The following is a 15546-nucleotide window of genomic DNA, read 5'->3' as shown; positions in this document are numbered from 1 at the left end:
GCACCCCCGCACTGGCATGCTCGCGACGTCCGCTGGTCCCTGACCGTCGGTCGTGGGGAGCGGGGTGGGGGAAGAAGCGCCGGTCGGCTGACCCCCGGGCGTGCCGGGGGCCGGCCGTGGCTTTCCCGGGTTCCTACTTGGCGTCGATCAGGTCGTGCGGCGGTACGGTCACCGTGCGGGCGTCCGGCGTGCCGCCCAGGACGACCTTGCGCAGAGCGACGTTGTTGTCGAGGTTCGTCTCCTGGAGGCGCTTCTCCGGGTTGGCGATGACCTCGATGTAGTACGTGCCGTTGGGCAGGCCGGTGATGTCGAAGGACTGCCCGGGACGGTACTGGGTGTACGTGTCGCCGGAACCGACGTCCAGGACCTCACGTACGGAGATCGAGTTCTGCTGGCCGCAGGCGGTCGACAGGTCGGTGTTGTACGGGTGCCAGTTGGCGTTCTTGACCGTGTAGTCGATGGCGTCGGTGTTGGCCAGGCAGAACGCCTCCTTGCCGCTGCGCACCTCCTCGGTCTTGTCCGCGCTCAGCAGGCGGTAGCTCGCGAAGTCCGTGAAGTGCCAGTGCTCGTGGCCGATGCGGGGGTCCCACTCCATGGTGCCGGTGGGGGTGTAGCCGACCTGCTTGCCGTTCGCGTCGTAGAAGTACTGGTACGCGTCCATCAGGTCCTTGCCGGGGCTGCGGAAGCCGTCCACGACGAGGGGGGCCGGGCCCGCGTTCCAGACGTTCGCGCTGAAGGCGAGGTAGTCCTTGCCCGGTACGTCCCCGTCCTCGCCGTCCGTGATGGCGATGTCCCAGGCCGGGAGCGAACGCAGGTCGGGCTTGGGCACGTTGGCCGGGACGCCCGCCGGGCCAAAGGGCCGCTTGGCATTGGCCGTCAGCGCGGGCGCGATACGCGAACCGTCGGTGTGACCGGGGCCGTCACCGAGGTGGTGGGCCAGGCCGCGGTCCTCGAGGGCGTGGGAGAGGGCGGGAGGGGTGGGCTCGTCGGCGCCACGGGGACCGTGCTGATGGGCCGTGCCGGCGGCGGGAGCCGCGTGCCCGGAGTGCGCCGCGTGCCCCGCGTGCGCGTCACGGCCTGCCGTCAGCCCCTGACCGCCGCCGTCGCTGTTCTGCCGGACCGTCACCTTGATCGTCGGCTGGTCGTCGGGGATGCCGAACAGGTCGCGGTACTTCTTGGCGACCGAGACCTTGGCCGTGTACTCGCCCGCGGGCAGGTCCACCGGCTTGTCGTAGTCGACCGTGCTGGAGTTGGACGCCCACCCCTTCTCCACGCCCCAGACCGAGCCGAGCGTGAACGGGTTGGTGGAGCAGCTCTCCGGGTAGTGCGAGGTCGCCGGGGCGTCCGGACGCAACCGGCCCGAGGCGTTGTTCGGACAGAAGGTCCCGGTGTTCCTGGAGACCTCCTGACCCGCCGCGTTCCGGACCGACACCTCCAGGAAGCCCGGCAGGCCGGAGAAGTCCTTCACCAGGCCGGCGGGGAGGGTCTTGGTCTGCGTACGGGTGCCGTCGCGCAGGATCTGCTGCGCGACCACGGGGTCCTTGTACGACTTGCGCGTCACCTTGAGTTCCAGGGGCGCGTTGTCGACCGTGACGTACGTGCCGAGGTCCAGGTAGACCCCGGGCTGGCCCTCCCAGCGGTCGAGCGTCACGGAGTTCGCCGCGGCGATCAGTCTGAGCTGCGGCTTCCCCGGGACCGGGGCCGAGGCGGCTCCGGGGGCGGCCCCGGCCGCGGTGACCACGACGGTGAGTGCGGCGCCTAACGCGAGTGTCGAGCGCTTCAGACGGTGGCGTTGTTCCTGACTGGTCATCGGATCCTCGTCTGTGATGCCGGAACTGTGAGCATCCTGTGAGAGCGGCAAAGGGAGTGTCCGGGTTGCCTGCTGAGGTGACATTCGCCCCGATGGACCAGTACATCGGGCCTCCCGGTCAGCCGAAGGCGACCTCGGAGACATCCCGCTCCAGCTCCGCGCGGTGGAATTCGTACGTGCCGATGCCGGAGACCTTGATCACGAGACAGAAGCGCTCGACCGACGCCAGCTCCCTGGCCACCTGCCCGAACTCACGCCGGAGGAAGTGGACGGCGGCCAGGTTGCCCACGGCGGACTGCCCGCACACCAGGAACACCGGCCTGCCGGACTCCCTCGGCGTGAACTTCGCGACGAGCGCGTACTCCTGGTTGCGGCGGTCGTACAGGAAGCTCTCCCCGCCGGCCTCGATGGCCACCGAGTCCGGACGCGCGCTGTCGTAAGGGTGGACGGTCACTCCCGGAAGGTGCGCGGCGAGATGGCCTGCCGTACGGACGTTGGAGCCGAGCGGGCCACCGACGCAGAACTCCGTCCGATCACCGTTGCCGCCCCGGAACTCCCCGGACTCCAATAGTGCGTCGCACCCCAACTCGCCCGCGAGAAGCGAGAGTTCCACCACGGCGCGGACGTCCTGATAGTGGGCGCTTCCGGGAGAGTCGTGCTTGCCGCCCAGGACGACGAGACACGTCTCGCCGGGCCGTACACCGAAGAACGCGGCCCGCCTGTTCACCTCCCGGGCCCGCTTGGCCCGCTCCCCCAGCCACACGAAACCGCCGCCGAGCAGGCTGGTGACCAGCCCGATCACTATGTTCACCAGCACCGACTGAATCGTGTCCCCCACTCCACGACGAAACGTCCGCGGACCATTCTCGGGGAGCTGCCGGGGTTTTGGCGTTCACGAGGTGAAAGTGACGCTCCGTGGTCATGATGGCGTCATGAGTAACGGCAGTGGTGGCATGCGCCGCAGGAAGAACGCGTCCGCGATGAAGATGGTCGGCTCGCTCGTCGGCGTCTTCCGGCGCACGGCCGGCCTCACCCAACGGACCCTCGCCGAGCGGCTGCTCGTCGACGAGGAGACGATCGCGTCGATCGAGCAGGGCCGGAGGATGCTGAAGGAGGACCTGGCGTCGGCCCTCGACGACCTCCTCGACACGAAGGGGGCGCTGGCGATCGCGGTGGCCAACATGCCGGAGGTGGATCTGTTCCCTCGGTGGGCGGAGGAGTACATCGATCTGGAGCGGGAGGCGCTGACGTTGTCCTGGTACGACAACCAGGTGCTTCCGGGGCTGCTCCAGACACCGGCGTACGCGCGGGCCGTCTTCCTCAACGATGTCCCACCGCTCACGGAGGAGGAGATCGACCGGCGGGTCGAGGCACGTGTCGAGCGGCAGGAGATCCTGCAACGCAGGGTGCCGCCGAGTGTCAGCTTCGTCATCTCCGAGGTGACCGTGCGCGACCGGCTGGGCGGGGACGAGGTGTACTTCGAGCAGCTGCGGAGCCTGCGTGAGTGGTCCCATGTGCCGGGGGTGACGCTTCAGGTGATGCCGGTCGGCCGGGACTTCCATGCCGGGCTCGTGGGCCCCTTCACCATCATCGAGACCCCCGACCATCAGCGCATCTGCTACGTGGAGGCCCCACGCCGTGGCTGGCTGATCGCTGACCCGGATGACGTGTCCCATCTGGAGCGGAGGTATGCGATGCTGCGGACGCAGGCACTGAACCCCCGTGAAACCAAGGGCTTGTTGGACCGTCTGGTTGGAGAGGCATGAGCACCACACTTCAGTGGTTCAAGTCGAGCTACAGCAGCGATCAAGGCGGCCAGTGCCTCGAAGTCGCCCCCACCCCCCTCGCCATCCACATCCGTGACTCCAAGCAATCCCCCGGCACCGGACCCGCCCTCGCCGTCACACCCGGCTGCTGGGCCGCGTTTCTTCCGCTCGTCCGGCGCTAGCCAGGGTCGCGGTCACCGTGAGGGACGCGGTGGCCATCAGGGTCATCGCCAGTGGCGGCGAGGTGAGTTGGGCGAGTGTGCCCGCCAGGACCGCGCTCACGCCCTGCATCGTGAGCATCCCCGCGGAGTGCAGTCCCAGTGCGTGACCGCTCAGTTCGTCCGGGGTCAGGGCCATCAGGCGCTCCTGCTGGAGCAGGCTCGCGCCGAAGCCCGTGGAGGCCACGGTCACCAGGAGCGCGGCCACGGGTACGGACGGGCGCAGGGCGAAGAACACGTACGGGGTCGCCAGCAGCAGGAGCAGCGGGGTGATCAGACGGGGTCGGACGGTGGGCGGTAGGAGACGGCCCGCCGTCACGTCGCCCGCCAGCATGCCGAGCGCCCCGCAGGCGAACAGCGGGCCGGCCGCGTCGGGGGCGTAGGGGACGTAGAGGGACTCGCAGCCGACGACCAGGCCGTTGGGCAGCCACAGGCCGAGGTAGACCAGGCGGCGGGGGCGGGAGGACCACAGCAGGGCGTTGGTGTGCCAGGTCGCGGCGATCGAGGGGCGTCCCGCGGTGCGGGGGCGGCGGTGGGTCAGACCGAGCCGCAGGCCGGCGGCCGAGGCCGCGTACAGCGCCGCCGCGAGGAGGAGCGCGGGGCGCGGGGAGAGGACGGTGAGCAGGATGCCGCCCGCGCCGAAGCCGGCGATCTGCATGATCCCGACCATCATGTTGAACACCGAGCGGCCCAGCAGATAGCCGCCCTTGGGCAGGATCTCGTTCAGCAGGCCCCAGCGGACCCCGCCGCCCAGCGAGGCGATCAGGCCCTCGACGAGGACGACGACGAGGACCGCGCCCATCGGCAGGCCCGGCACGGCCAGGACCGCCGTCGCCACCGCGAAGGAGAGCGCGATGCCCGCCAGGGTCGTGCGCGGGGGCAGCCGGTCGGAGCCCGAGAGCAGGAAGGTCGCCCCCACCACCTGGGCCAGGGTCGGTCCGAACATGCTCAGGGCGGACAGGAGCGGGGAGCCCGTCGCCCGGTACACCAGCGTGGCGAGCGCCAGACCGCTCACCGTCTGGGCGGCGATGCCGGCCGAGGTGGAGAGGAAGAGAGGGGTGAATTCCGGCGTGCGGAAAAGGGACCTGTAACTGCCGTCCGCTGTCATGGGCGGAGTCTCGGGCGGCCCGGAGGCGGTCGATATTGTTTCGCGTGGGTGCGAAAGGTGGGGCGAGAGGCGGGGGTGGGCCATGGGCTGGTGGCAGGTCAACGCGGACACGCTGGCCCGCAGCCGGTTCGTGCTCTCCCCGCTCGCCGAGACCTTCGCGAGCCTGAAGCTGCTGCACGCGGGCACGGGCCGGCACCCCGGGGAGCAGGCCTGGCTCCGTGCGCACCTGCCCGCCTACCGGCAGCTGCTCGCCGCCGACCCGGTCACCGCGCTGCTGGTGCGCGCCGGGCTCGGGCGGGACTGGATCGCCGACTTCCTCACGCCCACCCCGCGCGACGGGGAGAGCTTCGCGGAGGGGGTCGCGCGGGTGCGGGCGGTACCGGCCGACGCGGCCCGCGCGCAGTTGCGGGTCTCGCTGGCGGGCCCGCTGCCCGCCGCGCTGGAGCGCGGTGACGAGCTGCCCGAGCGGGCGGCGGCGCTGCTGGAGTGGGTCTGGGAGGAGACCGTACGGCCGTCCTGGGCGCGGCGCCGACGGATCCTGGAGGCGGATGTCGTCGCGCGGACGGCGCAGGTCAGCCGGGGTGGCTGGGCGGCCGTACTGGACGCGCTGCGGCCCGGGACCCGGTGGCTCGGCGAGAACCGGCTCCAGGTCAACGCGCACGAGTACCCGCCCCGGGAGATCTCCGGGTCCGAGCTGGTGTTCGTGCCGGTCACTCCGCAGACCGGCTGGGTGGCCTGGGAGGAGGCGGACCGGTACGCGGTGGTCTACCCGTGCGCGGGCGTCCTCGCCGACGACCGCGGCCGCCCGCCCGTGCCCGCGAGCCTCGGCACGCTGCTGGGGACCGGCCGGGCGGCGGTGCTCGTCCTGCTCGGCGGGCCGATGAGTACGACCCAGCTGGTCGCCGTGACCGGGCAGGCGCTCGGCTCGGTGGGGCGGCATCTGCGGGTGCTGCTGGACGCGGGGCTGGTGGAGCGGCGGCGGGCGGGGCGGTCGGTGCTGTACTCGCGCTCCGCGGCCGGGGAGGTGCTGGTGAGGGCCGCCCGGCGCGGCTGACGCGGCCGGCCCGCCGCGGGTGGCCCTCGTCGGGTGCCGCCCGGCGCTGGTTAGCATCGCAGACATGACTGCTGACTCTTCTGACTCTTCCGCAATCCTCACCGACGTCGAGATCGGTGCCCTCCAGGGCGGCTCCGCGGACCTCGCGCAGTACGCCGGCCAGGCGGTACTGGTGGTGAACGTGGCCTCGAAGTGCGGGCTGACCCCGCAGTACACCGGCCTTGAGCGACTGCACGCGCGCTACGCCGAGCAGGGCTTCACCGTGCTCGGTGTGCCCTGCAACCAGTTCCTCGGGCAGGAGCCCGGCACCGCCGAGGAGATCGCCGAGTTCTGCTCGGCGACGTACGGCGTGACCTTCCCGCTGACCGAGAAGGTCGAGGTGAACGGGGAGGCCCGGCACCCGCTGTACGAGCGGCTGGTCGGCTTCGCCGATGCCGAGGGCCACACCGGGGACATCCGCTGGAACTTCGAGAAGTTCCTGATCGGGCGGGACGGCAAGATCGTCGCCCGGTTCGCGCCGCAGACCGAGCCGGAGGCGGCGGAGGTCGTGGCGGCCGTGGAGGCCGAGCTCGCCGGCTGACCCCGCCCGCGTGCGGACAAAGGCGGAGCCCTCTCGGCAAGGACGGCGGGCCGGTCGAGAGGGCTCTGCTGATGCTTATGGAGTTGTGGGTGGTGCCGGTGATGCTCAGTGGAGGTCGAACGCTCCCTTGCCGACCTCGGTGACGAAGGCGTTCCACGACTGTGCGGGGAAGGCCAGTACGGGACCCTCGAGAACCTTCGAGTCACGTACGGACATGGCCGCGACGACCGGTGACTTGACCTCGACGCATGCGCCGTTCCCCGTGGAGTAGGAGGACTTGGTCCACGTGTCCGTGACGCCCTGACGAATTGCCATTTCTGCTCCGGATTGCCAGTTGTTGAGTTGCTGTCACCGCACGACGCGTCCGACTCCGGACCCACAGCGCGGTTTGCGCCAACCTTGTTGCTTGATGGCGTGATCGACGCTACTCGCCAACATCGGCTTGCGAAGCGACTATTCACTCGACCGGATGGCATATTCCATTGGGGTCTTCCATCCGAGGCGGTGGAAGGTGTACCGTGCGGCACTTTTGCCCCTAGCGTGCGTACTCCTTCGCGATGTCCGCGATGAACTGCCGCGACTGCTCCACGTTCAGGGCCTGCGCCCGCAGGTGTTCGTACATCACGCTGTACTTCTGGACGTCGTTCGCCTTCTCCAGGTAGAGGTCGCTGGTGACGCCCTCGATGTAGACCACGCTGGAGTCCGCCGCGTCGGGGAACTCCAGGATCGCGTACTGGCCGTTCAGACCCGGGTGCGCGCCCATGTCGAAGGGGATGACCTGCACGGTGACGTGCGGGAGCTGGGACTGCTCGACCAGGTGCTCCAACTGGTCCCGCATCAGGGACCTGTTGCCGACCACCCGCTTCAGGGCCGCCTCGTCGAGGACGGTCCACAGGCGCAGCGGGGCCTCGGGGGTGGAGATGCGTTCCTGGCGGCGCATCCGCACCTGCACCCGCTTCTCGATGTCCGCCGCCGCCGTCTCCGGCAGCGCGCCCGCGATCAGCGCCTCGGCGTACTGCCGGGTCTGGAGCAGGCCCGGGACGACCTGGGGGTCGTACACCCGCAGGCTCGCCGCGTCCGTCTCCAGTCCGATGTAGACGCTGTACGGGATGTCGCCGAAGGAGTGCCACCAGCCCTGCTGGCGCGAGTCCTTGGCCATCTGCATCAGCGAGTCGACGATACGGACGTCCTCCACCTCGTAGACCCCGCACAGATCGCGGACGTCACGCTGGCTGATGCTGCGCCGGCCGTTCTCCAGCCGGCTGATCTTCGACTGCGACACCAGCAGTCGCTCGGCCACCTCTTCGGCCGTCATGCCCTTGAGCTCACGGAGCCGGCGAAGCTCCTGGCCCAGCCGGCGTCGCCTGACAGTGGGATTGACATTGGACGCCACGGGACGTGCACCTCCGGCTGCGTGCCTCTACTTGCCACTTTGCGTATCTGCTGTTGAGCAGATTGCCACCAAGATGCTTCTTACCGCTGGCAAACGGTGGATATGCGGCAGGTACGCGCCAGTTACGCAACCGTTCCGGACGCGATGGAGCGGGGTGGCGGGACCCCAGGGTCTCGCCACCCCGCTCCATCAGCGGCTCCCGTACCGGGACTGAGTGCCGTGGTACTGCGGCTCAGTGAGCCACGGCGCGCGCCATCGCCTCATGGCGCGGTTGCGACGGAACGCCACGAGCGGGTTCCGGCGCGGACCTGGCTCCCGCTCCGGCCTGGCGGCCGGCCGGGGCGGGGTTGCGGCGTGGTTGTGCGCCCACGCCGTTCTGGACGTCCATCACGGCGTGCGCCACGAGACCGCCCATGGGGTCGTGCCTGATCAGGTCCCGCAGCCGGGAGCGGGACGACCGTCCCTCGTTCCCCGGATACAGGTGCTTGCCGAGGCCGACCGCGTGCGCCAGGGCGGCGAGCGCCGCGGTCCGCGGGTCCGGCGGTACGCCGGTGCGGATCGCGGAGTCCAGCCGGGCTCTGATCTCCCGGCTGATCTCGGTGTCCGTCGCCTGGTAGCGAGTCGTCGGCAGCACCCCGCACATCTGACCGGCCACGGCATGCACCATGCCGCACCGCTCCAGATGCGAGAGGTAGGTCTGACGGAGCCCCAGTCGTGGCCCGCCAATCCAGTTGACCGCCCGTACGGGAGCACCGCGCCTGCGCAGCAACTCCAACGCACAGTCCAAAGTTGGATCTCCAGTCGGCCGTGGTACCACCACGGCGATACGATCCCCGTCTGGGGCTATCCGTCCGGCCAGCGCCAGCTCCACTAGCTGTGCTCCGGCCAGACCGAGGTCGAGCGACTGCGGCTGTGCGGTGGTACCCGTGGTCGGGTCCAGCGCCAGCAGCAGAAGCTCCTCCGGAATTGTTCTGCGGCTCCTGCCCATCCATGCCTCCCCGCGTGGATGAATGACAGGGTGACCCCTCTCACATTGGTCTGTCGAGAGTGCCTGACCGGTTCGTGAGGGAACCAGTAGGTATGTCGTTCTCGTCTACCGCGGCAGCCAAGCCCTCACACAGGACACTGGTACATGGTTCGGACAGCGCGGAAGCGGTGTCGCGGGCGGGCGGTTCACACGGTTCGGAAGACGCACGGTGGGCGTGCGGCGCATGGAGGAGGCATCGGTGGCGGGCGAGTCCCCCGACAGGTCGAAGCAGCGCGAGTCGTCGGCAGGAACGACGTCGGGCAGCGCGGGCGCGGTTCCCGAGGCCCGGGGCGGGGTGCCCGATCCCCGGCTCTCGGTGGCCCGGGAGTCGTCGTCCCGGGGCGGGGTCGACACCGCGACGAAGGTCTTCTCCGTACGGGAGCCGGCCGTGGACGCGGAAGGGCCGGACGCCGGGAAGCCGGACGCCGACGAGCCGGACGCGGCGCCGACGGACACGGCGGACGCGACGGCGGACACCGAGGAGCCGGGCGACGCGGAGACCGGCGACCGGGCCGAGGACGCGGCGGGCGAGGACGCGGCGGCTGACGACGCGACAGACGACGACGCGACGGACGACGAGGTCGACGGCAGCGCGGCCGAGGAGCCGGCGGAGGTCGAGGACCCCGAAGACGACGAAAGCCGTGACGGCGGCGAAAGCCGCGAAGAGGCCGAGGGTGCCGGAACGGGCGGGGGCGCCGAGGGCGACGCCCCGGACGGTGACGCGCGGCTGCGGGCCGCCGTGGCCGCGTGGGTCGGCTCCGCCGACGGGAAGGCCGACACGGACGCCGAGGCCGACGCGGAGAGCGCCGAGGCCGCCGAGACCGTGGACGGCGCCGCCGAGAGCCCTGAGAGCCGCGCGGACGCCCCGCGGGACGCCTCCGAGGGTGCCGGGGCGACCACCGACGGCGACGACGCCGAGAACGCCGCCCAGGACGCCGCCGAGGACGCCGAGGACGACACCGCCGAAGACGCCCCGCAGGCCGACTCCGAGCCGGAGCCGGACGCGGAGCCGGAGCCGGACGCGGAGGCCGACTCCGGGGCCGAGGACGAGAACGAGGACGAGGACGAGGACGAGGCGGAAGCCGAGCCCGAGCCCGACGCCGCGCCCCCCGTGGATCAGCCCACCGCCGTCTTCAAGCTCGTACGCCCCGACAGGCCCGCCGTCGACCAGCCCACGACCACGCTGAAGCTGGGCGGCGCCACCAAGACCCCCGAGCCCGCTGCCGCCCCGGAGAAGGCCGCGAACAAGGCCCCCGAGAAGGCTCCCGAGTCCGAGGCCGAGCGCACCAGCAAGTTCGTCGCCCTCAAGCACCTGGACGCGCCGGAGACCCGTAGGCCCAAGCCCGCGGACCAGACCGCGGTCGTGCCGCAGATCGGGCCGGAGCGGACCACGCAGCAACCGCTGCCGCCCAAGCCGCCGCTGGACCTGCTGGCGGAGCTGACGAACACGCCGCCGCCCCCGGAGACGGGGCTGCGGACCGCCTACCGCCGGCTGAAGATCTGGACGCCGCTGGTCATCCTGCTGGCGATCGTGTTTGCGATCGTGCAGGCCGTGCGCCCGCTGCCGGCGACCGCGCTGACGCTCACCGCCGAGGACTCCTACACCTTCGACGGCGACAAGGTCGACCTGCCGTGGCCGAAGGAGGGCCAGGGCTGGATGGACGTCAACGGCATCGGTTCGATGGGCGACTTCGGCGAGCAGAAGCCGGTCGCCATCGGCTCGGTCGCCAAGGCGATGACGGCGTACATCGTGCTCAAGGACCACCCGATGAAGTCGGGCGAGGAGGGCGCGAGCATCCCCGTCGACGCCACCGCCGAGAAGGAGGGCGGCTACGACAAGGACGGCGAGTCCACGCTCAACACCGTCAAGGAGGGCGACAAGCTCACCCAGAAGCAGGCCCTGTCGGCTGTCATGATCCCGTCGGCGAACAACATCGCGCGGCTGCTGGCCCGTTGGGACGCGGGCAGCGAGGCGGCGTTCATCAAGAAGATGAACGCCACCGCCAAGGAGCTCGGGATGACGAACACGACGTACACCGACGCCTCCGGTCTGAAGGAGACCACCGTCTCCAGCGCCGAGGACCAGGTGAAGCTGGGTCACGAGCTGGTGAAGATCCCGGCGCTGATGGACATCACCAAGCAGCCGAACTGGATCGACCCGTCGGGGCAGAAGTGGCGCAACTACAACGCGCTCGTCCCCTACGACGGCGCCCTCGGCATCAAGACCGGCACCACCACCAAGGCCGGCGGCAACCTGCTGTTCGCCGCCACCAAGGAGGTCGGCGGCACGACGGTCACCGTGGTCGGCGCGATCCTCGGTCAGCACACGGCGCCGATCATCGACACGGTCAACGCGGTCAGCAAGACCGCGATGCTCGCCGCGCGCGACGCGATGACCTCGGCGAAGATCCTGAAGAAGGGCGATGTCGTCGGCTTCGTCGACGACCGGCTCGGCCACCACACGCCGGTGGTCGTCACCAAGGACGTCGCGGCGGTCGGCTGGGCCGGGCTGAAGGTGAAGCTGACCTTCGACTCCGGTGACGTGCCGCACACGGCGAAGGCCGGCACCCAGGTCGGCACGCTCACCGTCGGCGACGGCTCGGGCGACGCGGTCGAGGTGCCCGTGGCGCTCCAGACGGACCTGGTCGAGCCGGGCTTCACGGACAAGGTGACACGTCTCGGCTGATCGCGCCCGTCCCGCCCGTCCGTTCCGCATCACCGCGCCCCGTCGCCTGGCCCCATCCGGGAGCCCGTCGGCGGGGTGCGTGCTAGCGTCACGAAACAGGACAGGTCGCCTGTCGCGGAAACGCCGCCGTGAAGTCGAGGAGAACGGCTCGCTGCGGAGAACAGAAGACAGGACACGGGGAGTGCCTTCAGGTGGCCACAACGGAGCCGACACGCGCCGACGAGACCGGTCCAGGAACGGACACAGCCCCGGGGACGGACACCGCTCCCGGGACGGACACCGACCCTCGAATACGGCCGCCCGAGCCCGGAACGAGCACTCCCGGAACGCGTGACGCCGGCACCGGCGCTCCCGGGACGCGGGAGACCGGGACGGGCACTCCCGGGACGCGTCACGCCGGACCGGGCGCCGCCCGGCTGCGGGCCGTCGCCCCCGCCTTCCACGATCTCCGGCAGCGCCTGCTGCGGCACCCCGTCCTCTCCGTCACCGTCCTCGCCGGCCTCCTGCACATAGCCTGGTTCTTCACGTTCGCGAACAGCGGCGGTGACCTCGCGGCACAGGACGCGTGGGCCGAGTTCGTCGGCCGCCACCCCGACTCGGCGTACAACCTCGCCTGGTACGGCGGGATGCACGCGGTGTCCTACAGCGTGGTGTCGCCGTATCTGATGTCGGTGCTCGGCGTCCGTACGACGATGATGATCGCCGGGACGGTGTCGGCCGGGCTGCTGACCCTGGTCCTGCTGCGCAGCCGGTCGGTCCGCAATCCCCTGTGGGCCTCGCTGGCGGGCGTCTTCGCCCTCATATGCAACGCCATCTCGGGCCGCGTGACCTTCGGGCTCGGCACGATGTTCGGGCTGGCCGCGGTCGCCTGCGTGTTCTGCTGGCCGTACCGCTGGCGCCACAAGCGGTGGGCGAAGGCCTGCTGCGCGGCTCCGCTGGCCGCGCTCGCCACCATGTCGTCCCCGGTCGCGGGTCTGTTCGTGGGCCTCGTGGCCGCCGCGCTGTTCCTCCAGAAGCGGCGTCCGGGCGCCTGGGCGCTGGGGCTCGGCCCGACCGCCGTGGTCGCGGTGTCCGCCTGGCTGTTCCCCTTCTCCGGTACCCAGCCGATGTCCTTCGCGTCGGCGAGCCTGCCCCTGCTCTCCGCGGTGATCGTCTTCGCCGTCGTGCCGCGCGAGTGGAAGACCATGCGGATCACGGCCGCGGTGTACGGGCTGGCCGTGCTGCTGGTCTGGCTGATCAGCTCGCAGATCGGCTCCAACATCACCCGGCTGGCGATGCTGTTCGAGGGCGTGGCCCTGGTGGCGGCCCTGCCCTTCGCGGTCCCGCGCTCGCGCAAGTGGTACGCGATCGTGCTGGCCCTGGTCGGCTTCACGGGCTGGATCGGCTTCAAGTCGGTCGACGACATCATCCACACGACTCCGGCGGCGTCCTGGGCGCGCGAGCTCGCGCCGCTGGTCAACCAGCTCCAGCAGGTCGGCGCGGAGAAGGGCCGGGTGGAGGTCGTCCCGGCCCGCTCGCACCGCGAGGCCTCCGCCCTCGCCCCGTACGTCAACCTGGCCCGCGGCTGGAACCGGCAGGCCGACATGGAGCGCAACCCGCTCTTCTACGACGACACGCTCAACTCCGCGAACTACCACGAGTGGCTCCAGCGCTGGGCCGTGCACTTCGTCGTGCTGCCCAAGGACGAACCCGACGGCGACGGCGGGCAGCGCGAACGGCAGCTGGTGCAGCGCGGGCTGCCGTATCTGAAGCAGATCTGGGGCGACGCCAACTGGCAGCTGTTCCAGGTGACGGATCCGGCGCCGCTCGCCGAGCCGAACGCCGTCGTCGAGCGGGCCGAGCAGGTCGAGCTGACGATCGACGTGAAGAAGGCGGGCCGCATCCTCATCCGGATCCCGTACTCGCCGTGGCTGAGCGTCGTCGACGCCGAGGGCGAGAAGCTCGAGCCGCCGCAGGAGACCCAGGCGTCCAAGCACCGGGACGACGAGGACACCCCGAAGACGTACGACAACGTCAACGGCTGTCTGGTGGAGACGGCCGAGGACGCGCACGGCGACCGGTGGACGGCGCTGATGGCGCCGAAGGCGGGCACGTACCGGCTGGCGGCGCCGTACCAGCTGCCGCGGGGCACGCCGTGTCCCGACGAGCTGAAGTGAGCGTGGGCGCGGGCCGGCGAGGTCACCGCAACCGGTCGGCGTACCGGTCCGTGCCCGGCACCGTGGGGATGAACGGCGCCACCAGCTCCACCTGTCCCAGTCCCGGTTCGGCGACCGCCGCGTCCAGGCCGGTGAAGTGGTCCTGCCAGCATTCCCGGGGGTCCGTCTCCAGGAACCACAGCAGGGTCAGCCGGGTGTCGACACCCTCGACCTGCCTGACGTAGGTCATCCGGTCGCCGGGCAGGGGGGTCGGGCGGAAGACGGTCACCATGGCGGCCGGGGAGCCCGCGAGGCGCCTGGGCAGATGGCGGGAGCGCAGCCAGTCGAGCAGTTCGGCGCGCCGCTCGGCCGACTCCGCGTCGATCACCTGCAGCACCAAACCCGCGTAGGGGTGGTCGAGGGCGTGCTGGTCCCTCGGACCGGCCGCTCCGTCGCGGTAGACCGTGGCCTCGTGGTCCTGGAACGCCGTGAAGACATGGGTGCGGTCGTGGTAGACGCGGGCGTCCCGGTTGAGCCGCTTGTTGATCGCGACGGTCCACTTCATGTGCTCGTCGTAGCGCCCGGCGGTGATCCAGTACGTCGAGAGGTAGCAGCCGGCGGTCACCGGCTGGGCGATCGCCGACTTCTCGGGGTAGCGCAGGAGTTGCAGGTCCCGGGTGGCCACCCAGCGGCGGCCGGCGTACATCCAGGGCATGGCCATCGCGCCCGCGTAGTAGTGGTCGTCCTCGTACCAGCGGTTGTAGGCGTACTCGTGGCCCGGATGCGGCTCGACCATGGTGATCAGGGCGTGGCCGGGGCGGACGCCGTAGGGGCCGGTGGCGGCCAGTTCGGCGTACCCGTCGCCGCGGGTCTCCTCGCTCATGACGTTCCCCTTCCTTCCTCTGCTTCCCTCTTCCTTCCTCCTTCGGACGCCCATACTCTGACGGGCCGTCAGACAATGCGCCAGACCCGGGAGGTCCCGATGTCACTGCTCACCGGCAAGACCGTCGTCGTCTCGGGAGTGGGGGCCGGGCTCGGCCATCAGGTGGCGGCGGCGGTCGTACGGGACGGGGGGAACGCCGTCCTGGGGGCGCGGACGGAGGCGAACCTCGCCAAGAGCGCCGCCGAGATCGATCCGGACGGGGCGCACACGGCGTACCGGGCGACCGACATCAGGGACGAGGGGCAGTGCGCGGCGCTGGCGGGGCTGGCGTCGGAGCGGTTCGGCGGGATCGACGCCATGGTGCAGGTGGCCGCCTGGGACTCCTACTTCGGCGGTCTGGAGGACGCGGACTTCGCGACCTGGCAGTCGGTGCTCGACGTGAACCTGCTGGGCTCGCTGCGGATGACCCGGGCCTGTCTGCCGGGGCTGAAGGCGCGCGGGGGTTCGGTCGTCCTCGTCGGCACGCAGTCGGCGGTGGCGGCTCCCTCGCAGGTGCGGCAGGCGGCGTACGCCGCGTCCAAGGGGGCGCTGACGAGCGCGATGTACTCGCTGGCGCGGGAGCTGGGGCCGTACCGGATCCGGGTCAACACCGTGCTGCCGGGCTGGATGTGGGGTCCGCCGGTGCAGGCGTACGTGCGGTTCACCGCGCAGACGGAGGGGGTGCCGGAGGGCGAGGTGCTGGCCCGGCTGACCGACCGGATGGCGCTGCCGGAGCTGGCGACGGACGGGGACGTGGCGGACGCGACGGTGTTCCTGGCGTCCGACCGGGCGCGGGCGATCACGGGGCAGTCGCTGCTGGTCAACGCGGGGGAGCTGATGCGCTGAG

General features: G+C 70.9%; 14 protein-coding genes. 7 read left to right on the top strand and 7 right to left on the bottom strand.

All coding sequences use genetic code 11. The features are described from left to right. Nucleotides 1-133 precede the first annotated feature (133 nt). Together ACWCQK_RS18920 and ACWCQK_RS18915 are read right to left on the bottom strand one after the other, a co-directional pair. Nucleotides 134-1810, bottom strand: coding sequence for a lysyl oxidase family protein (locus tag ACWCQK_RS18920; protein WP_451156295.1), 1677 nt, complete (start codon nt 1808-1810; stop codon nt 134-136). A 118-nt stretch (nt 1811-1928) separates the two neighbouring features. Further along, nucleotides 1929-2627 (bottom strand): hypothetical protein, encoded by a 699-nt coding sequence (locus ACWCQK_RS18915; protein WP_451156294.1) that lies wholly within the window; start codon nt 2625-2627, stop codon nt 1929-1931. Between the two features lie 115 nt (nt 2628-2742). Between ACWCQK_RS18915 and ACWCQK_RS18910 the strand changes: the two genes are divergently transcribed. Further along, complete coding sequence (locus ACWCQK_RS18910) at nt 2743-3576, top strand: helix-turn-helix domain-containing protein (RefSeq protein ID WP_451156293.1); 834 nt, start codon at nt 2743-2745, stop codon at nt 3574-3576. Continuing rightward, nucleotides 3573-3758, top strand: coding sequence for a DUF397 domain-containing protein (locus ACWCQK_RS18905; RefSeq protein WP_451156292.1), 186 nt, complete (start codon nt 3573-3575; stop codon nt 3756-3758). The genes ACWCQK_RS18910 and ACWCQK_RS18905 overlap by 4 nt, the downstream gene beginning before the upstream one ends. Here ACWCQK_RS18905 and ACWCQK_RS18900 read toward each other — a convergent pair. Further along, nucleotides 3712-4902 (bottom strand): MFS transporter, encoded by a 1191-nt coding sequence (locus tag ACWCQK_RS18900; protein WP_451156291.1) that lies wholly within the window; start codon nt 4900-4902, stop codon nt 3712-3714. The genes ACWCQK_RS18905 and ACWCQK_RS18900 overlap by 47 nt on opposite strands. Before the next feature lie 82 nt (nt 4903-4984). Here ACWCQK_RS18900 and ACWCQK_RS18895 point away from each other — a divergent pair, with 82 nt between their 5' ends. Then, nucleotides 4985-5956 carry a helix-turn-helix domain-containing protein gene (locus ACWCQK_RS18895; protein WP_451156290.1) on the top strand — a complete coding sequence of 324 codons (972 nt, stop codon included), beginning with the start codon at nt 4985-4987 and terminating at the stop codon, nt 5954-5956. 64 nt (nt 5957-6020) lie between these two features. Next, nucleotides 6021-6536 (top strand): glutathione peroxidase, encoded by a 516-nt coding sequence (locus ACWCQK_RS18890; RefSeq protein ID WP_451156289.1) that lies wholly within the window; start codon nt 6021-6023, stop codon nt 6534-6536. A gap of 105 nt (nt 6537-6641) precedes the next feature. On the opposite strand, the gene ACWCQK_RS18885 is transcribed toward ACWCQK_RS18890, so the two are convergent. From ACWCQK_RS18885 to ACWCQK_RS18875, 3 genes are all read right to left on the bottom strand, one after another. Then, the gene (locus ACWCQK_RS18885) at nt 6642-6851 is read right to left on the bottom strand and encodes a DUF397 domain-containing protein (RefSeq protein ID WP_385778044.1); all 210 of its coding nucleotides are present in this window, start codon (nt 6849-6851) and stop codon (nt 6642-6644) included. A 220-nt stretch (nt 6852-7071) separates the two neighbouring features. Continuing rightward, entirely contained in the window at nt 7072-7929 is an 858-nt protein-coding gene (locus tag ACWCQK_RS18880; protein ID WP_451156288.1) for a helix-turn-helix domain-containing protein, read from the bottom strand. 232 nt (nt 7930-8161) lie between these two features. Further along, nucleotides 8162-8917, bottom strand: a complete 756-nt coding sequence (locus ACWCQK_RS18875) for a GOLPH3/VPS74 family protein (RefSeq protein WP_451156287.1) — start codon at nt 8915-8917, stop codon at nt 8162-8164. Nucleotides 8918-9140: 223 nt separating this feature from the next. Between ACWCQK_RS18875 and ACWCQK_RS18870 the strand changes: the two genes are divergently transcribed. Then, nucleotides 9141-11642, top strand: coding sequence for a D-alanyl-D-alanine carboxypeptidase family protein (locus ACWCQK_RS18870; protein ID WP_451156286.1), 2502 nt, complete (start codon nt 9141-9143; stop codon nt 11640-11642). A gap of 191 nt (nt 11643-11833) precedes the next feature. Further along, nucleotides 11834-13798: an MFS transporter gene (locus ACWCQK_RS18865; protein WP_451156285.1), complete on the top strand. Its 1965-nt coding sequence runs from the start codon at nt 11834-11836 to the stop codon at nt 13796-13798. Between the two features lie 22 nt (nt 13799-13820). On the opposite strand, the gene ACWCQK_RS18860 is transcribed toward ACWCQK_RS18865, so the two are convergent. Next, nucleotides 13821-14660 (bottom strand): hypothetical protein, encoded by an 840-nt coding sequence (locus tag ACWCQK_RS18860; RefSeq protein WP_451156284.1) that lies wholly within the window; start codon nt 14658-14660, stop codon nt 13821-13823. Nucleotides 14661-14759: 99 nt separating this feature from the next. Here ACWCQK_RS18860 and ACWCQK_RS18855 point away from each other — a divergent pair, with 99 nt between their 5' ends. Then, nucleotides 14760-15545: an SDR family oxidoreductase gene (locus tag ACWCQK_RS18855; protein ID WP_451156283.1), complete on the top strand. Its 786-nt coding sequence runs from the start codon at nt 14760-14762 to the stop codon at nt 15543-15545. The last annotated feature ends 1 nt before the right edge of the window (nt 15546 follow it).

The organism is Streptomyces sp. NPDC002306 (assembly GCF_053593435.1).
The sequence above is the reverse complement of the archived record's forward strand: the minus strand, read 5'-3'. Positions and strand labels throughout refer to the sequence as shown.

Excerpts from the sequence above, each read along its gene's own strand:
- ACWCQK_RS18920 (WP_451156295.1), bottom strand. The coding sequence starts at position 1,810 with ATGACCAGTCAGGAACAACGCCACCGTCTGAAGCGCTCGACACTCGCG.
- ACWCQK_RS18910 (WP_451156293.1), top strand. The coding sequence starts at position 2,743 with ATGAGTAACGGCAGTGGTGGCATGCGCCGCAGGAAGAACGCGTCCGCG.
- ACWCQK_RS18905 (WP_451156292.1), top strand. The coding sequence starts at position 3,573 with ATGAGCACCACACTTCAGTGGTTCAAGTCGAGCTACAGCAGCGATCAA.
- ACWCQK_RS18900 (WP_451156291.1), bottom strand. The coding sequence starts at position 4,902 with ATGACAGCGGACGGCAGTTACAGGTCCCTTTTCCGCACGCCGGAATTC.
- ACWCQK_RS18895 (WP_451156290.1), top strand. The coding sequence starts at position 4,985 with ATGGGCTGGTGGCAGGTCAACGCGGACACGCTGGCCCGCAGCCGGTTC.
- ACWCQK_RS18890 (WP_451156289.1), top strand. The coding sequence starts at position 6,021 with ATGACTGCTGACTCTTCTGACTCTTCCGCAATCCTCACCGACGTCGAG.
- ACWCQK_RS18885 (WP_385778044.1), bottom strand. The coding sequence starts at position 6,851 with ATGGCAATTCGTCAGGGCGTCACGGACACGTGGACCAAGTCCTCCTAC.
- ACWCQK_RS18875 (WP_451156287.1), bottom strand. The coding sequence starts at position 8,917 with ATGGGCAGGAGCCGCAGAACAATTCCGGAGGAGCTTCTGCTGCTGGCG.
- ACWCQK_RS18870 (WP_451156286.1), top strand. The coding sequence starts at position 9,141 with ATGGAGGAGGCATCGGTGGCGGGCGAGTCCCCCGACAGGTCGAAGCAG.
- ACWCQK_RS18860 (WP_451156284.1), bottom strand. The coding sequence starts at position 14,660 with ATGAGCGAGGAGACCCGCGGCGACGGGTACGCCGAACTGGCCGCCACC.
- ACWCQK_RS18855 (WP_451156283.1), top strand. The coding sequence starts at position 14,760 with ATGTCACTGCTCACCGGCAAGACCGTCGTCGTCTCGGGAGTGGGGGCC.